Source organism: Methylobacterium oryzae (assembly GCF_036441375.1).
Classification (GTDB): Bacteria; Pseudomonadota; Alphaproteobacteria; order Rhizobiales; family Beijerinckiaceae; genus Methylobacterium; species Methylobacterium oryzae_A.
Window position 1 is genome coordinate 532,722 of the sequence record NZ_MLCA01000001.1, and the last position, 16,508, is coordinate 549,229.

Consider the following 16,508-nt stretch of genomic DNA (forward strand, 5'->3'; position numbering starts at 1 on the left):
TCGGGCTCCCGGCATCCGGATTCGTCGGGGATTGCGGATCTGATCCACACAATTCACCCCCTGATTCGCCGGGTGGGGATCGCGCCGGACCCCTCCCCTGCGGCAGGATGGTGGAGGCGGTGAGCGACGGGCCCGGTAACCATTCGGTTAACCTTTTCTGGGGCCGGTCGAGGGCTCGGGTATCGGCAGTCGCTGCCCGAGTTTAGTCTTGTAATGGTAAACGGGGCGTTGCGTCTCCGGCTCAAGCCTCCCCAGGCGCCGGTGAACCCGTGGAACGAGGCGTTGTATGGCGACCGAGAAGAAGCTGAAGGACCCGGCCGAGGCCGCGCTCTCTGCGATCGAGCAGGCGCTGAACCTCGACGCCCTGACGCCGAACGGCACCGACGGCCGCGCCGAGCCGCGCCTGCCCGATGTCGGTGACGCCGACCCGCTGCGCGACGGCGGCCTCGACGCCGGCCGGACCATGCCGCCGCGCCTCGACCTCGACCCGCCGCTCGCCTCCGACCTGCCGCCGCCGGGCCTGGACCGTCCCCGCCGCGAGGGCGGCCTCCTGCCCCCTGACCGCTCGCTCGTGGCCAACGACGACCGGCGCAACATCGGCATCCTGCAGCAGACCCTGCGGGTGCGCTCCTCGCCCAAGCCCTACCTGATCGCGCTCGCCGCCGGCGCCGTCTGGATCGGCGCCCTGGTGCTGATCGCGTGGTCGAAATCCGACGGCGACCTGCGCGCCGTCCTGTCGAGCCTCTCCGCCCTCCAGGCGAGCGTCGGCGCCGCGGCCCTGTTCGGCCCGGTCGTGCTGTTCGTGATCGCCGCCATGCTGGCGGTGCGCGCCCAGGAGATGCGGCTCGTCGCCCGCGCGGTCGGCGAGGTCGCGGTGCGCCTGGCCGAGCCCGAGAGCTTCTCCACCGACGCGGTCCTGACCATGTCGCAGACCGTGCGCCGCGAGGTGGCGGCGGTGGGCGACGGCGTCGAGCGGGCGCTCGCCCGTGCCGGCGAGCTGGAGACGCTGGTGCGCGGCGAGATCGCCACACTGGAGCGGGCCTATTCCGACAACGAGATCCGCATCCGCTCCCTGGTGGACGAGCTGGTGGCGCAGCGGGAAGCCATCGTCTCCAACGCCGACCGGGTGCGGACCGCGATCACGGGCTCGCACCAGAGCCTGAGCCAGGAGCTCGAAGGCGCCTCCGACCGCATCGTCTCCGCGGTGACCGGCGCGGGCGAGCGCGTGACCGGCGCGCTGGAGACCCGCGGCGCCGCGATCACCGCCTCCCTGGGCGAGGCCGGCGACCGGGTGGTCAACCTGATGACCGCCCGCGGCAGCGACCTGATCGACACCCTCGCGGCCACCAGCCAGGAGGTGCGCGGCAGCTTCCAGGAAGTCGGCGAGACCCTGACCCGCACCTTCGAGGACCGCGCCGGCACGGCGACCGGCGCCTTCCAGGCCGCCGGCACCGCCCTGGCCGAGCGCCTGTCGGAGAATGCCGGCGCCCTCACCCGGACCCTGGAGGAGACCGGCAGTCGCGTGAGCGAGGCGCTGGAGCGCCAGGCCGGCACGGTGCGCGAGACTTTCGAGCGCTCCGTGACGGGGCTGGAATCCGCCTTCCTGTCGCGCGGTTCGGAGCTGACCGAGCGCTTCGGCGCGATGGGCGCCGAGATCACCGCCCGCTTCGCCGACACCGGTTCGGCCCTCACCCAGGACATCGCCGGCCGCGGCCTCGCGCTGCGCGCCGAGATCGAGAGCGCCGGCCTGTCGGTCGCCGAGACGATCGAGGGCCGCGGGCGCGACGCCCAGGCCGCCCTGGCGCTCGCCGCCAGCGGCGCCGGCGAGACCCTGGCGGCCCGGTCGGCACGGCCGAGCGGATCGCCGAGGCGCTGGCGGAGCGCGGCGGCGCCCTCGCTGAGCGGATGGACGGCATCGCGGCCCGCCTCGACGAGACCGTGACGGTCCGCGCCGCGGACCTGGAGCACCGGGTCGCGGCGGCGGCCGAGCAGGCCGGCGGCAGCATCGCGCACCGCACCGAGACGGTCGCGGCGAACCTGGAGGCCGCCTTCGCGGCCCTGGGCCGGGGCTTCGAGACGGGGGCCTCCTCGGCGGTCCAGTCCCTGCGGGGCACTGTCGAGGGCCTGTCGGGCGAGATCGACGGCCGCACCGCCGAGGCGGTCGCGGCGCTGCAGCGCGGCGCCGAGGCGGCCACCAACGCCCTGCGCGGCACGGCCGAGGACGCCACCGGCGCGGTCGAGGCCCGGACCCTGGAGGCCGTGCGGGTGTTCGAGCGCCGGGTCGCGGATTCCGCCGCCGCCCTGTCGGCGCGCACCGAGGAGGCGGCCGCCGCGCTGCGGGCCGCCGCCGATCAGGCGGGCCAGGCCGCCGAGACGCAGACGCGGGACGCCGCCGCCCGGCTCGCCGAGGCGCTGGAGACCCTGCGTACCGCCTCCGGCGAGGTCACCGGCGCCGTCGAGGCCGAGACCGCGATCCTCACGGCCCGGTTCCGCGACGCCGCCGACCGCACCGGCACCGAGCTCGGCGCGCGCGGCACCGAAGCCGTCGCGGCGGTTCGCGCCGCCCTCGACGACCTCAACCGCGAGCTCGCCGCCCGGACAGGCGACGCCACCGGCAGCCTCGCCGAGGCCGCCCGTGCGATCTCGGCCGACCTCGCCGCCCGAATCGGCGAGATGGAGGCGGCCTTCGGCGAGCACGGCCGGGGCGTCGCCGAGCTGCTCGCCAGCCACGCCGACGAGACCCAGGCCCGGATCAGCGGCACCGGCCGCGACATCGTGCTCGCCGTGGCGAGCCAGGGCGCCCGCATCGCCGACACCCTCAGCCAGACCGGCGCGAGCTTCGCCGAGACCGCCGACGGCCGGGTCCGGGCGATCGACGAGACGCTGGGCAACCGCCTCGCCGCCCTGCAGGAGACCATCGCCCGCGGCGACATCCTGGCCGACCGGATCAACCGCGACACCGCCGCGCTGGGCGAGACCGTCGGCGCCCGGCTGGAGGAGATGGACCGCCTCCTCACCGGCAAGGGCGAGGCCGTCGCCGAGACGATCGCCACCCGTGCCCGCGAGGCCGGCAGCCTGATCGAGACCCATCTCGGCGGCCTGGAGACGCGCTCGGCGGAGCGGGCCGCGGCCGTCGCGGCCGCCGTGGCGGAGCTCGTCGGCCAGATCGACGGCCATCTCGGCAGCCGCGCCGAGGCGGTGGACGCGACGCTGCGCGCCCGGACCGACGAGATGGGCCGGATCATGGCCGAGGGCCATCGCGACCTGATGGAGATGCTGGAGGGGCGCACCACCGGCCTCGGCCAGGACATCGCCCGCCACACCGGCGAGATCGCCCGGCGGATCGAGGAGAGCGCCGGCCATTTCGACACCGGCGTCATCGGCCGCCTGCAGGCGATCGCCGAGGCTCTGGACGAGCGCGCCCGCCTCGTGGACGAGAGCTTCGGCGTGCAGGCCTTCGAGGCGATCCGCCTGATCGAGGCGCGCACCCGCGCGGTGGACGAGGAGCTGGCCGGCCGGACCCGCGACCTCGTGACGATGATCGCCGACCGGACCGGCGGCCTCGACGGCGCCATGGCCGAGCGCGTCCGCGCCCTCACGGGGACCATCGAGGAGGCCACCCGCGGCCTCGAGGCCGCGCTGGCGAACCGCGCGGATTCGATGATCCGGCTGGTCGACGAGCGCACCGAGAGCGCCGACGCGGCGCTGGCCGCCCGCACCGAGGCCGTGCACGCGGCCTTCGCCGAGCGCGCCGACCTCCTCGGCCGCCTGATCGACGAGCGCATCGCCGCCATGTCGGGCGAGCTCGACGAGAAGGGTCGGGCCGTGTTCGGGGCGATCGGCGGCCGGATCACCGAGCTCGCCCGCCTGCTCGACCGCGGCGGCACCTCGCTGGCCGAGCTCATCGACCAGCGCGGCGAGAGCGTGCTCGCCAAGCTCCAGCAGACCATCGCGGATGCCGAGCGGATGCTCGATGCCGGCGAGGGTCGCCTGGGCCACACGCTGTCGAGCCGCACCGCCGACATCAGCGGCCTCCTCGACGAGGGCGTGCGCTCGGTCCACACCCTGCTGGACGACCGGACCAACCAGATCCGCGTCATGCTGGACGATCATGCCGGCACCCTCGCCGCCACGCTCGACGGCCGCATGGGCCCGATCCACGAGGCGCTGGACGGCCGCGGTCAGGCGATGGTCGCCGCCCTGGAGGGCGCGTTCGGCTCCGCCACCGGCGCCCTCGACGACCGGACCCGCCAGCTCGGCAGCCTGTTCGACGAGCGGCTGGGCCACCTGGAGAGCCTGGTCGACGGCCGCGGCAACCGCCTCGCCGAAACCCTCACCGCCCGGGCCCAGGCCCTGCGCACCCTGTTCGAGGAGGCCCAGTCGGCCCTCGACGGCGTGGTCGAGGGCGGCGGCGGCCGCTTCGCCGCCGCGGTCGATGCCCGCATCCAGTCCCTCCGCGCGGTGCTGGAGGAGGCGCCGGCCGCCGTCTCCGCGCTGGTGGAGACCCGCGAGCGCCAGCTTGCCGCCACCCTCGATGCCCGCACGCAGCGCCTGCAGACCCTGTTCGAGGAGGCCCAGGCCGGCCTGCGCGACCTCGTGGACGGGCGCGGCCAGGAAGTGGCCGATGCCATCGCGGCCCGGACCGAGGGCCTGCGCACGACCCTCGACGCGGCGCCCGCCCAGGTGGCGGACCTGCTGGACAACCGGCTGTCCGATCTCCAGGGCCTGTTCGAGCGGGCGCAGGGCGAGATCGACCGCCTCGTGGACACCCGCTGGCGCCAGATCGCCGGGACCATCGAGCACCGCACCCAGGCGCTCCAGGCGACCATCGAGGGGGTGAACCCGGCCATCGCCGGCCTGCTCGAGGAGCGCGAGAACCGCCTCGCCGAGACCCTCAAGGAGCGGACGGGCGAGCTGCAGACCCTGTTCGACCGGGTGCAGAACCGCCTCGGCGCCCTGGTCGAGGGCACCGGCCGCGACGTGTCCGAGCGGGTCGACGCGCGAGTCGAGACCCTGCGGGCGACCTTCGAGCAGGCGCGCGCCGCGATCGAGGGCCTCCTGGAGGATCGCGGCCAGGCCCTGGTGGCGGCCGCCGAGGGCCGCACCGGCGCCCTGGTGGAGGTGTTCGACGCCCGGCTGCGCGCCCTGGACGGCGCCGTCGAGGGCCGGACCGGCGCCCTCGTGGAGACCTTCGACGCCCGCCTGCGCGCGCTCGACGGCGCCGTCGAGGGCCGGACCGGCGCCCTCGTGGAAACTTTCGACGCCCGGCTGCGGGAGCTGGACGGCGTGGTCGAGGGCCGCACCGCGGCCCTGGCACAGGCCGTCGAGGCGCAGAGCGAGGCCCTGGCCCGCGGCGTCGACGCCCGCGCCGACGCCTTCACGCAGCGCATCGACAGCCGCATGCGGCTGTTCGCGACCCTGGTGGCGCAGCGCGCCGACACCCTGGCCACCGCCTTCGACGACCGCCACGAGGCTTTCGCGGGCCTCATGGACGAGCGCACGGCGTCCCTGGTCGCCGCCCTCGACGAGCGCGCCCGCGCCCATGCCGAGCAGGTCGAGGCGCACAACGCGGCCCTGGCCGAGACGCTCAGCCGCCGCGAGGCCGCGCTGGCCGGCCTGATCGACGCCCGGACCGAGGCCCTCGGGGCCGGGTTCGAGCGCCGCGCCACGGCGCTCGGCGCCCTGGTGGATGCCCGCGGCGAGGCGCTGTCCCGCCGCCTCGCCGAGAGCGCCGAGACCCTGGTGCGCGCCATCGAGGAGCGCGGCGGCGCGCTGCTCGCCAGCGTCGAGGGCAGCGGCCGCGCCGTCGGCGACAGCCTGGAGGGCCATGTCGAGCGCCTGCGCGGCGCCATCGACGGGCCGATGATGGACCTGTCGCGGGCCCTGTCGGACCGGGCGGAGGCGATCGAGCGGACGCTCGCGGAGACCGGCGTGCCCCTGGCCGAGAGCCTGCGGGAGCGGACCGAGGAGCTGGCCGTGCAGTCGCGGGCCTCGGCCGAGCTGCTGCGCGCCGCCGTCGAGGACGGTGCGGGCCGCACGCTCTCCGAGCTGTTCGAGACCAACGACCGGATGGGCCGCGAGCTCGGCGCCCTGCTCCAGCGGATCGAGGCCGCCAACACGGCGCTGACCGACCTGGTGGCCGGCGCCGACACCAATCTCGGCGCGATCGAGCAGGGTCTCGCCGGCCGGATCGAGCAGGTCCAGGCGGCGCTGGAGCGCATCGCCGCCGAGACCGGCCGCGCCAGCGCCGGTGTCTCGGCCCAGGTCGAGGCCCTGCGCGGCGCCGCCGACGGGGCGCTCAGCGAGGCCTCGCGCCTCGCCGAGACCCTCGACGGCCGCGGCCGCTCCCTCGGCGAGCAGACCGCCGCGCACGTGGCGGCCCTCGACCGGGCCGCGGCCTCCCTTGCGGCCATCGAGGAGCGCCTCGACTCGGCCCTGTCGGGCCGCGAGACCAAGCTGACCGAGGCGCTGGCCGCGTTCGAGGCCCGGGCCGCCGCCCTGGAGCAGAACGGCACCGCCCTGGCCCAGACCATCGAGCAGACCCTGCGCGCCGCCGAGGAGCGCGCCCGCAGCGTCGGCGAGTCCCTGGCCCAGTCGGCCCAGGGCGCCGGGGCCTCGGTGACGAGCGCCTTCGCCGACCTGAAGGACAGCGCCAGCGCCGAGGGCGAGAAGGCCGCTCAGGGCGTCCGGCAGGTCATCGAGGAGGCGGCCCGCGAGATGCGCAGCGGCTTCCAGGAGGCCCAGGCCAGCTTCGGCGACTCCTTCTCGGCCCTGCGCGAGATGGCGGGCTCGATCCGCGGCGAACTCGACGCGACCCGCGCCGAGCTCGCCAAGGGCGTCCTCGAGCTGCCGCGCGAGACGCAGGACGCCACCGGCGAGATGCGCCGGGTGGTGGCGGACCAGATCAAGGCGCTCAACGAGCTGTCGTCCCTGGTCTCCCGCTCCGGCCGCGCGGTCGACGTCGCCCAGCCGCAGGCGCAGCCCCAGCGCCGGGTCGCGGAGAGCGGCGGCCGCGCCGTCGCGGCGGCCGCCGCCCCGGCGCCCGCGCCGGCGGCCCGCCGCCCCGCGGTGGCGGCCGCCGAGACCGGGCGAATCGCCCTCGACACGATCTCGACCGACATCGCCAAGATGATCGAGCACAGGACCGCGGTCGACCTGTGGGAGCGGTACCGCCGGGGCGAGCCGAACCTGTTCGACCCGCGGATCTACACGCCGCAGGGCCGGGCCACCTTCGCGGAGATCCAGCGCCGGTACAGGACCGACGCGGAGTTCCGCCGCAGCGTCGACCGCTACGTCAGCGAGTTCGAGCGCCTGCTCGGCGACGTCGTCAAGAACGACGCCGACGCCAAGCGCACCGACGCCTACCTGACCTCGGAGACCGGCAAGGTCTACACCATGCTGGCCCATGCCAGCGGGCGCTTCGACGGGGCGTAGGACCGATCCCGCCGGGGCCGTTCGCGGCGCCGGCGGGGCACATACCGGGGACGACGAGACCCGTCGCGCCCTCCCTCGCCGCCCGGGGTCGTGCGCGCGGGACCAGGCGGCGCGGGCGCCGCCCCGCCCTCACAGCAGGCCGAGGCCGACCAGCTCGCGCCGCAGGGCCTCGGGCATCTCGGCGAGGTCCCCCGAGGCCTCGGCCCCGAGATCGGGCGGCGCGTCGCGCGCCGTGAGGTAGCGCCAGCCCTGGAACGCCCGGTAGGGCCGGGGCGCCACCGGGACGAGCCGGGGATCGAAGACCAGCCGGCAGCGCGGGATGCCGTCCGCGCCGGTGAGCGGCTCGATCGCGGTGATCGCCTGCCGGCAGGACAGCGTCCCGCGGATCACCCAGTAGATCGAGCCCTGGCCGGCGATCTCCCGGTGGCGCTTGGGCAGGGTGCGGGTGACGTGGAACGGGTCCGCTTCCCGCCCGTCCCGGAGCGCCTCCTCCCGGAACCGGGCCTGCCGGGCCTCGAGGTCGGCGATGGTGGCGGGGCCGACGCAGAGCTTGATCAGGTGCAGGGCCACGGATGTGCATGCTCGGGGTTGACGGGGGCGCCCCTGATAGCAGGGTCCGGGCCGGGGCGCGCCTGTCGAGCCGTCCCGGGTTCGGGGTCGGCGCCGGAGCCCGGTCGGAGCCCCTCAGGCGAACAGCGCGAGGCGCTCCTCGGGCGTCAGCGCCTCGATCTCGGCGAAGCTCAGGGCCGGCTCCTCCGGCGGCATCGCCGGCTCGGGGGCCGCCGCGACGGTTTCGCCCCAGGTCAGGTCGGCCATGTCGCGCGCGACGTCCTGCGCGAGATCCTCCGCGACGTCCTCCTCGAACAACTCCTCGATCGGGGCGCCGGGCTCCGGCGCGGCCTCGGCGGCCAGGTCGGGGACAGGGGGGGAGGCGGCCTCCGGTGTCGGCTCCGGCACCATCTCCGGGGCGGACTCGAAATCGACCGCCCAGTCGGCCTCCAGATCGATCTTCGAGGCAGCCCCCAGATCGGCTTCCGGGCCGGCTTCCGACGCGGCCAGAGACAGGTCCACCGGCGCGGCCGCCAGATCCGGCTCCGGTGCGGGCGCCAGCTCGGACGCCCCGACCGGCTCGGAGACGGCGTCCGCCTCGGGCTCCGGCACCGGCTCCGAGGCTGCCAACGCGTCGGCCGCAGTCCCGGCCTCCGCCTGGACCGGCAGGAACACCAGGTCCTCGTGGAGCGCCGGGCTGCCGGGACGGGCCACGAGGGCCGCCACCGTGACGGCCGGCACGTCCATGGCGATGTAGCGGTCGATGTCGCTCTGGTTCAGATCGGCCGGCTCGCCGGCCGGCCGCGCGCCCCGGTGGGGCGGCACCCGCACCGCGTCCTCGCCCCAGATGGCGATCATCGCGGAGACCCGGTCCTCGAGGTAGCGCAGGGTGTAGACGATCCGGGCAGTGCGCTGCGCGGTCAGGTCCTGGAAGGAGCAGGCCGTGTAGATCGCGGTCGCGTGGCGGTCGAGGGCGTCGCAGGCCTGCGCTTCGGCCCCGTGCTCGCGCAGGGTCCAGGCCGCCTCCTGGATCGACTCGGCGGCGCTGAGGATGTCGGAGGTGGCCTGCTCGGTCTCGCGCACGATGGCGTCGAGGGCGAGCGACGCCTGCGTCAGCCGGGTCTCGTCGCCGTTCGGGGCGTTGAGCGCCGCGATCTCGCCCTTGGTCCGGCTGATCGCGTCGGCCATGTCGAGGAGGTTGCCGCGCAGGTGCCCGAAGGCCTCCTGCCCGCGGTCGGCGGTGACGCTCCGCTCCAGCCGCGCGATCGCCCCGAGCAGCACCTCGGTCTCGGCGCCCCGGTTGCGCCGGGCGTACTCGGCGAGGAACCAGCGGCCGCGCTCGCTGGCGCTGATCGTCGCCTCGATCGCCTCGTACTCGGCGGGATCGTGCGCGCTCGGGTTGACGGAACCGAACATGGGCCTCTCTGGACGCTGGGCGCGGGCGCGGTGGCGGCCCGCCCGGTGCGCGCCAATCATTCGGGAATTTGACAGACCCCCTTTAACGGGCGCTTACGGACGCCCTCCGCTCCCCACCGCCCCCCTTAGGACCCGCCTTGCCCCGCCCGTCCGGCCCGGCGCGCCTGTCGCTGCTCTACGCCGTGGTCTTCACCGAGATCGGCATCGCGATGCCGTTCATGCCGCTGTGGCTCGACGCCCTGGGGCTCGATGCCCGGGTGATCGGCCTCCTCCTCGCCCTGCCGATCGCCACGCGGATCGCCGCGACGGCGCCGCTGATGAGCCTCCTCGACCGCGGCCTCGGGCCCCGGCGGCTGATCCTGCTCGGCAGCCTCGCCCTCAGCCTGACCTACGCGGTGATGCCCGCCGCGGCCGGGATCGCGTGGCCGCTCCTCGCCGCGCTGATCGTGCTCAACGCGGTCGCCGGCGCGCCGCTCGTGCCCTGCATCGACTACCTGACGCTGGCGGCCGTGCGCCGGGATTCCCGCCTCACCTACTCGCGGATCCGGATGGCGGGCTCCATCGCGTTCCTGCTGGCGAACCTCGCGGGCGGGGTGCTGCTCTCGGCACTCGGCGGCCGGCTCGCCGTGCCGCTGCTGCTGACCGGCCTCGCGCTCGGCGCGGCGCTGGTGGCGTGGCGCAGCCGCGCGGTGGCGGCCCTGCCGCCGTCGAGCGAGGGTGCCGGCGGGAAGCGGCTGCCGCCGAAGCTCTGGCTGTGCATCGGCGCGGCGGCCGCGATCCAGGCGAGCCACGGGGCGATCTACGGGTTCGGCAGCATCTACTGGACCAGCCAGGGGATCCCGGCGGCCTGGGTCGGCTCGCTCTGGGCGACCGGGGTGCTGGCCGAGATCGCCCTGTTCGCCGGCCTGCCCGCCCTGCCCGCCGCGTGGCGCAGCCCGGTGCGGCTCCTCGGCGCCGGAGCCGTCGCGGCGATCCTGCGGGCGGTCGGCATGTACCTCCTCGGCGACCGCCTCGCCGCGCTGGTGCCGCTGCAGGGCCTCCACGGCCTGACCTTCGGGGCGACGCAGCTCGGCGCCATGGCGGCGGTCTCGGCCTACGCCCCCGACGGAGCAAGGGGCCGGGCGCAGGGCACCCTCAGCGCGGTCAATGCCGGGATCTCGGTGGTCGCGACCCTGGGGAGCGGCGTGGCCTACCGTGCCGGCGGCCCCCTCGCCTTCCTGCTGATGGCGCCGCTCGCCGCCGCGGGCCTGGGCCTCGCCCTGGCCTCCCGCCGCGCGCTGGGGGTGAGCTTGGAGACGGATCATCAACCGTAATGTCGTCATAACCGCCGGGCAGGGTGCTGCCTCGATCGAGGAGTAAGGGTGTTGCTGAGCCAGGGCACTGTTCCCGGCGCCTTGGCCGGCGCCGCGCTGCGGGACCGGTCGGCCGACGGCCGCCTGGCGCTCGACGGCCGCTGGACCGCCGACCAGGCCCCGACCGTCGAGGCCGCGGCCGCGCGCATCGCGGCGGCCGGCCGCGCCGGGCCGGTGGCGGTCGATCTGTCGGGGATCGAGCGCCTGGACACCCTGGGCGCCTGGGTCCTGGAGCGGACCCGCGCCGAGATCGAGCAGGCGGGCAGCGCCCTCACCTATCTCGGCGCGCGTCCGGAGCACCGCACGCTGCTGGGCGAGGTCCGTCTGCGCGAGCCGGACGCGCCGCCGCCGCGGCGGTACGGCCCGGTCGTCGGCCTGCTCGACGCCACCGGGCGCCACACCGTGCAGGGCGGCCACGAGTTCGTCACCGCCCTCGCCTTCCTGGGCGAGCTGATCGCCGCCTGCGGGCGCGTCGCCCTGCGGCCCGGCACGTTCCGCGGCAACGCCCTGATCAACCAGATCCAGCAGGTGGCGCTCAACGGCACGCCGATCATCGTGCTGATCTCGTTCCTCGTGGGCGGCATCGTCGCCCAGCAGGGCATCTTCCAGCTCCAGCGCTTCGGCGCCCAGACCTTCGTGGTCAACCTGATCGGCCTCCTGATCCTGCGCGAGATGGGCGTGCTGCTCACCTCGATCATGGTCGCCGGCCGCTCGGGCTCGGCGATCACCGCCGAGATAGGCTCCATGCGCATGCGCGAGGAGGTGGACGCGCTCCGGGTGATGGGCCTCGACCCCGTCGAGATCCTGATCGTGCCCCGCGTGCTCGCGCTGATGATCGGCCTGCCGATGCTGACGCTGATCGGCGACCTCGCGGCTCTCGCCGGCGGCGGCCTCACCGCGATGCTCTACGGCGGCCTGACTCTCGACCAGTTCCTGGTCCGGCTCCAGGCCGCGGTGGGCGTCCACCACGTCATGGTCGGCCTGATCAAGGCGCCGTTCATGGCGCTGACCATCGGGGTGATCGCCACGATCGAGGGCTTCGCGGTCGAGGGTTCGGCCGAGTCCCTTGGCCGTCACGTCACCGCGTCGGTGGTGAAGTCCATCTTCATGGTCATCGTCCTCGACGGCCTGTTCGCGGTGTTCTTCGCCGCGATCGACTTCTGAGGCCGCCTCGATGAACGCCTCGATGAACGCCCCCGCCCCGATCATCCGCGTGCGCGACCTCGTGGTCGGCTTCCGCGACCGCAACATCCTCAAGGGCCTGAGCCTCGACATCCGCCCCGGCGAGATCCTGGGCTTCGTCGGGCCCTCGGGCCAGGGCAAGTCGGTGCTCACCCGGACGATCCTGGGTCTCAACCCGAAGCGCGCCGGGACCATCGAGGTGTTCGGCCGCGACGTCGACGCGCTCACCTACGCCGAGCGGCGCCGGATGGAGCAGCGCTGGGGCGTGCTGTTCCAGCAGGGCGCCCTGTTCTCGGCGCTCACCGTCAAGCAGAACATCCAGGTGCCGATGCGGGAGCACCTGAACCTGTCCGAGCGCCTGCTCGACGAGTTCGCCCGGCTGAAGATCGAGATGGTCGGCCTCAAGCCCGACGCCGCCGACAAGCTGCCCTCGGAACTGTCGGGCGGCATGATCAAGCGCGCGGCGCTCGCCCGCTCCCTGGCGCTCGACCCCGAGATCCTGTTCCTCGACGAGCCGACCTCGGGCCTCGACCCGATCGGCGCGGGCGAGTTCGACGACCTCGTCTCGACTCTCAAGGAGACGCTGGGGCTGACCGTCTTCATGGTCACCCACGACCTCGACAGCCTCTACACCGCCTGCGACCGCATCGCGGCGCTCGGCGACGGCCAGATCATCGCCGCCGGCACGATCGACGAGATGCTGGCGAGCGACCATCCCTGGCTGCGCTCGTACTTCCACGGCAAGCGCGCCCGGACCATCGCGACGGGCGGCGCCGCGGCCCATGCCTGATCCGATGCCTGATCCGATGCCCGATCGCCGCCGACCCACCCAGATCCCGCCCTGCTCCCCTCCGGGAGCCGGGGCTCCAGGCCCGGCCGGATCTCGGCCGGCTAGAATCGCAGGTTGAGCGCATGGAAACTCGCGCGAACTACGCCCTGATCGGCGCCTTCACGATCGCCGTCATCCTGGCGGGCTTCGGCACCGTGCTGTGGCTCTCCGGCGGCTCGTCGCGGCAGGTCAGCCAGATCGTCCGCATCGTCTTCTCCGGCTCGGTCGGAGGGCTGTCGCGCGGCTCGAGCGTGAACTTCAACGGCATCAAGGTCGGCGAGGTCACCGATATCCGCCTCGCCCCGCAGGATCCCCGCCGGGTGCTCGCCCAGATCAAGGTCGATCCCGCGACCCCGCTCCGGGCCGACACCCGCGCCCGCCTCGACTCGGCGATGCTCACCGGCGTCTCGGTGATCTCCCTGTCGGGCGGCAACGCCGACGCGCCGGTGCTGACCCCGATGGCCAACGGCGAGCCGCCGACGATCTTCGCCGATTCCTCCGACATGCAGGACATGATGGCGCTGGCCCGCCAGGTGGCGCAGAGGGCCGACGACATGCTGGCCCGCCTCGACCGACTCGTCTCCGCCAACGAGGGGGCGATCAACCGGTCGCTCGCCAATGTCGAGACCTTCTCGAAGACGCTGGCCGATGCCGGCCCGAATATCTCGGCGCTGGTCAAGGCGGTGGACGGGGCCAAGCTCGGCCGCGTGATCGACAACGCCGACCGCTTCTCCGCGGCGCTGTCGAAGGCCAGCCCCGACATCGAGGCGGGCCTGCACGACGCCCGGCTGCTCGCTGGCAAGCTCAGCGCCTCGGCCGACAAGATCGACGCGGTGCTCAACGGCGCCGAGAGCTTCCTGGGCTCCGCCTCCGGCCAGGAGGGCTCCAGCACCTTCGCGGAGATCCGCGCGGCGGCGATCTCGGTGCGCGACGCCGGCAAGGCGTTCCGGACGATGTCGGAGAACCTCGACAAGCGCACCGCCAGCATTTCGGCCAATTTCGGCCGGCTGAGCGGCACCGGCCGCCGGGAGGTGGAGGCCCTGTCGGGGGACGGCCAGCGGACGCTGAGCACCCTCAACCGCACGGTACGCAGCCTGGAACGCGACCCGAGCCAGGTGATCTTCGGCGGCAAGCCTTCGTTGCCCGAATACAACGGTGGCCGGTGAAATGCCGCGTCGCCGGGCGGATGTGTCCCGGCGCACGGCACGGATGCCGCAGCGGATTAGTTTTAACCGCATAGCTTATACAGCTCCGCCGTTCGCCGGCGGGGTTCCTCAGGTCATGCGTATGGTCCGCTCGTCCCACATCGCCGCAGCCGCGCTGCTCGCCGCCCTCCTGGGCGGCTGCGGCGGCGCGGCGCCCCTCACCTTCGACCTCGCGGCGCTGCCGGCCGCGGGGCGGCCGATCGCGGCCGGACGCTCGATCGTGGTCTCTGAGCCGGTGAGCATCCAGCCCTTCGAGGCCGACCGGATCATCGTCCGCGAGAACGGCGGCGCCCTGTCCTTCCTGGGCGGCGGCCAGTGGGCCGACCGGCTGCCGCGCCTGATCCAGACGCGGCTCATCCAGAGTCTGGAGAACTCCGGGCGGCTGCGCTCGGTGAGCCGGCCCGGCGACAAGGTCGTGTCCGATTACCAGCTGATCAGCGAGATCCGCGCCTTCGACGTGCAGTCCGGGACCGGCGAGGCGGTGGTCGACCTGTCGCTGAAGCTCGTGGCCGACGGCACCGGCAAGGTGGCGGCGGCGCGGATCTTCACGGCCCGCGTGCCGGTGTCCAAGATCGATGCCGGCAACGGCGCCCGCGCCCTCGATCAGGCGCTGACCGTCGTGCTGGCCGACGTGGTGCGCTGGGTGAACAGCGGGCGCTGACGCCCCGAGGTCGGCCGTCGCCGACGCGTCCGTCGGGGCGGGGCGCTCACGATAGGACGTCTCCCCGAATGCCGGCCGTGCGGATCCACTCCACGGTCCGTCAGGCGCGACGGGCGATGGGGCGGAACCGACAATTCATGTTGAGCGCGCGGGATTTCCTGCCGGTCGGTCCGTTCGCCGCGGCGTCAAGCCTGGACAGGTCGCGGTTGCAGTTCGCAGCAATCGCGGTCATACGGCTGCCGCGATGCAGACTCTGTTTTCAACCGAAGGTGTATTGGAGAAGTATAGGTTTCGCCTTTGGCGAGACGTCTGCGAAGATCGCTTGGTTCCTATGGCGCAGACTTGTCTCAACGACGAGCCCTTCGACGCGACAATCGAGGGAACCAGTATCGGCGGCCTGGTCTTCACGAAATTCGCCCTGCGCAATCTGCGTGCGTCCACGACACCGCGCACGCTTCGCCATGAAAACCACAAGACCGACCATCTGTTCATGAGCGTCGTGCTCTCGGGACACGTCCGCGCGCATCAGTACGATCGGTCGAGCACGGATCGAGTCGGCGATTTCTCGATCCGGGATACGAATACGCCCTGGACGATCGAGCACAGCGGCTACAGCGAGGTGCTGGCCATCGGGATCCCGCGGGAGCGGCTGGAGGAGTCCCTGGGATCCGCACGCCTGTTCGCCGGCGTCACCGTCGGCGGCGATCTCCCGACCGCGACCCTGACCCGGTCCTTCCTGAGCAGCCTGCTGAGTCTGGGAGACCGGCTGACGCCGCAGGTGGCCGAGAGTTTGGTCTCGACGGGCCTCGACCTGATCGTCGCCAGCCTCGCGGAGCGGCTCGCGCGGGAGGTGCGGCAGCCCGTCCGGGACAGCGTCGTGATGCAGCGCGCCCGGGCCTATATCGAGGCCAATCTCCACGATCCGACCCTGGACCCGCCCCGGCTCGCGGCCGCGACCGGCGTGTCCCTGCGGCGGCTGCAGGCGCTGTTCAGCGCGCAGGGTCGGCACATCTCCGACTGGATCTGGCACCGCAGGCTGGAGGCGGCCGCCAAGCGCCTGGCCGATCCGGGCTGCCTCCACATGCCGCTGGGGAGTCTGGCGTATGGCTGCGGCTTCGTGAGCCAGTCCCATTTCTCCCGGCGCTTCAAGGAGCGCTACGGCCTGGGCCCGCGCGACTACCGTCAGCGGGCCCTGTCGCGCGCCGCCGAATGAGCGGCGCGGCCCTCACTCCATCACGGCGGCCTTCATGATCACCACCATGGTGGCCCGGGCCGGACCGTCCGTGCAGCGCACGAGGTGGGGCCGGTCGCAGCGGTAGCGCAGGGTCTCGCCGGTCCGCGCCCGCTGCACGACGCCGCCGATCTCGACCTCGAACGCGCCCTCGGTGACCGAGAGGGATTCCACCGAGCCGCGCTGGTGCGGGTCCGAGTCCAGGACGCCGCCCGGATCGGCCGTGACCTCGTACCATTGCAGCCACTCGATCGTCTTGAGCCAGCCGATGATCGCCAGCCGCACCTTCCCGTCCTCGGAGACGAGGATCGGCGTGTCGGCCCGGGAGGTCTTCTCGATGAAGGGTTCCTCGTCGCCGGCCGCCAGCACCCGCTCGATCGACACGTCGAGGGCCTGCGACAGGCGCCAGATCGTCGCGAGCGTCGGGTTGGTCTCGTTGCGCTCGATCTGGCTGATGATCGACTTGGCCACGCCGGACTGCTCGGCGAGTTCCGAGAGCGACAGGTTGTAGGCCTTGCGCAGTCGCTGGATGGTCTTGCCGAGCTGGCCGGAGAGCGCCTGCGCCCCGGTCAGCAGGTCGCGCCCGCGCGCCCGGTCGGGCCGTTCCGCCTGATCCTGCATCGTCCCCGATCCGCCTGCACCGTTCCGT

11 protein-coding genes are annotated in these 16,508 nt (G+C 73.9%); 8 read left to right on the forward strand and 3 right to left on the reverse strand.

Features of this window, described 5'->3' with window-relative positions; all coding sequences use genetic code 11:
- Positions 1 to 286 precede the first annotated feature (286 nt).
- Together MOTC310_RS32970 and MOTC310_RS02460 are read left to right on the forward strand one after the other, a co-directional pair.
- Positions 287 to 1,942, forward strand: a complete 1,656-nt coding sequence (locus tag MOTC310_RS32970) for a hypothetical protein (protein WP_331300673.1) — start codon at positions 287 to 289, stop codon at positions 1,940 to 1,942.
- Positions 1,906 to 7,434, forward strand: coding sequence for an apolipoprotein A-IV repeat region-like domain-containing protein (locus MOTC310_RS02460; RefSeq protein ID WP_331300674.1), 5,529 nt, complete (start codon positions 1,906 to 1,908; stop codon positions 7,432 to 7,434). Before MOTC310_RS32970 ends, MOTC310_RS02460 begins: the two co-directional genes overlap by 37 nt.
- 129 nt (positions 7,435 to 7,563) lie before the next feature.
- Here MOTC310_RS02460 and MOTC310_RS02465 read toward each other — a convergent pair whose 3' ends face one another.
- Both MOTC310_RS02465 and MOTC310_RS02470 read right to left on the reverse strand, forming a co-directional pair.
- A complete protein-coding gene (locus MOTC310_RS02465; RefSeq protein WP_331300675.1) occupies positions 7,564 to 8,004 on the reverse strand; it encodes a DUF1489 family protein in 441 nt (146 codons plus the stop codon).
- 114 nt (positions 8,005 to 8,118) lie between these two features.
- Entirely contained in the window at positions 8,119 to 9,399 is a 1,281-nt protein-coding gene (locus MOTC310_RS02470; RefSeq protein ID WP_331300676.1) for a hypothetical protein, read from the reverse strand.
- Between the two features lie 137 nt (positions 9,400 to 9,536).
- Here MOTC310_RS02470 and MOTC310_RS02475 point away from each other — a divergent pair, with 137 nt between their 5' ends.
- The 6 genes from MOTC310_RS02475 to MOTC310_RS02500 all read left to right on the forward strand — a co-directional run bounded on the left by MOTC310_RS02475 (position 9,537) and on the right by MOTC310_RS02500 (position 15,841).
- A complete protein-coding gene (locus MOTC310_RS02475) occupies positions 9,537 to 10,712 on the forward strand; it encodes an MFS transporter (protein ID WP_331300677.1) in 1,176 nt (391 codons plus the stop codon).
- A 48-nt stretch (positions 10,713 to 10,760) separates the two neighbouring features.
- Positions 10,761 to 11,915 carry an ABC transporter permease gene (locus MOTC310_RS02480; RefSeq protein ID WP_419539847.1) on the forward strand — a complete coding sequence of 385 codons (1,155 nt, stop codon included), beginning with the start codon at positions 10,761 to 10,763 and terminating at the stop codon, positions 11,913 to 11,915.
- A 22-nt stretch (positions 11,916 to 11,937) separates the two neighbouring features.
- A complete protein-coding gene (locus tag MOTC310_RS02485) occupies positions 11,938 to 12,723 on the forward strand; it encodes an ABC transporter ATP-binding protein (RefSeq protein ID WP_331289695.1) in 786 nt (261 codons plus the stop codon).
- Positions 12,724 to 12,845: 122 nt separating this feature from the next.
- Complete coding sequence (locus MOTC310_RS02490) at positions 12,846 to 13,928, forward strand: MlaD family protein (RefSeq protein WP_331300678.1); 1,083 nt, start codon at positions 12,846 to 12,848, stop codon at positions 13,926 to 13,928.
- Between the two features lie 121 nt (positions 13,929 to 14,049).
- Complete coding sequence (locus MOTC310_RS02495; protein WP_331289734.1) at positions 14,050 to 14,628, forward strand: ABC-type transport auxiliary lipoprotein family protein; 579 nt, start codon at positions 14,050 to 14,052, stop codon at positions 14,626 to 14,628.
- A 244-nt stretch (positions 14,629 to 14,872) separates the two neighbouring features.
- Positions 14,873 to 15,841, forward strand: a complete 969-nt coding sequence (locus MOTC310_RS02500) for a helix-turn-helix domain-containing protein (protein ID WP_331300679.1) — start codon at positions 14,873 to 14,875, stop codon at positions 15,839 to 15,841.
- A gap of 12 nt (positions 15,842 to 15,853) precedes the next feature.
- Here MOTC310_RS02500 and MOTC310_RS02505 read toward each other — a convergent pair whose 3' ends face one another.
- Entirely contained in the window at positions 15,854 to 16,480 is a 627-nt protein-coding gene (locus MOTC310_RS02505; protein WP_331289693.1) for a helix-turn-helix domain-containing protein, read from the reverse strand.
- Between the last annotated feature and the right edge of the window lie 28 nt (positions 16,481 to 16,508).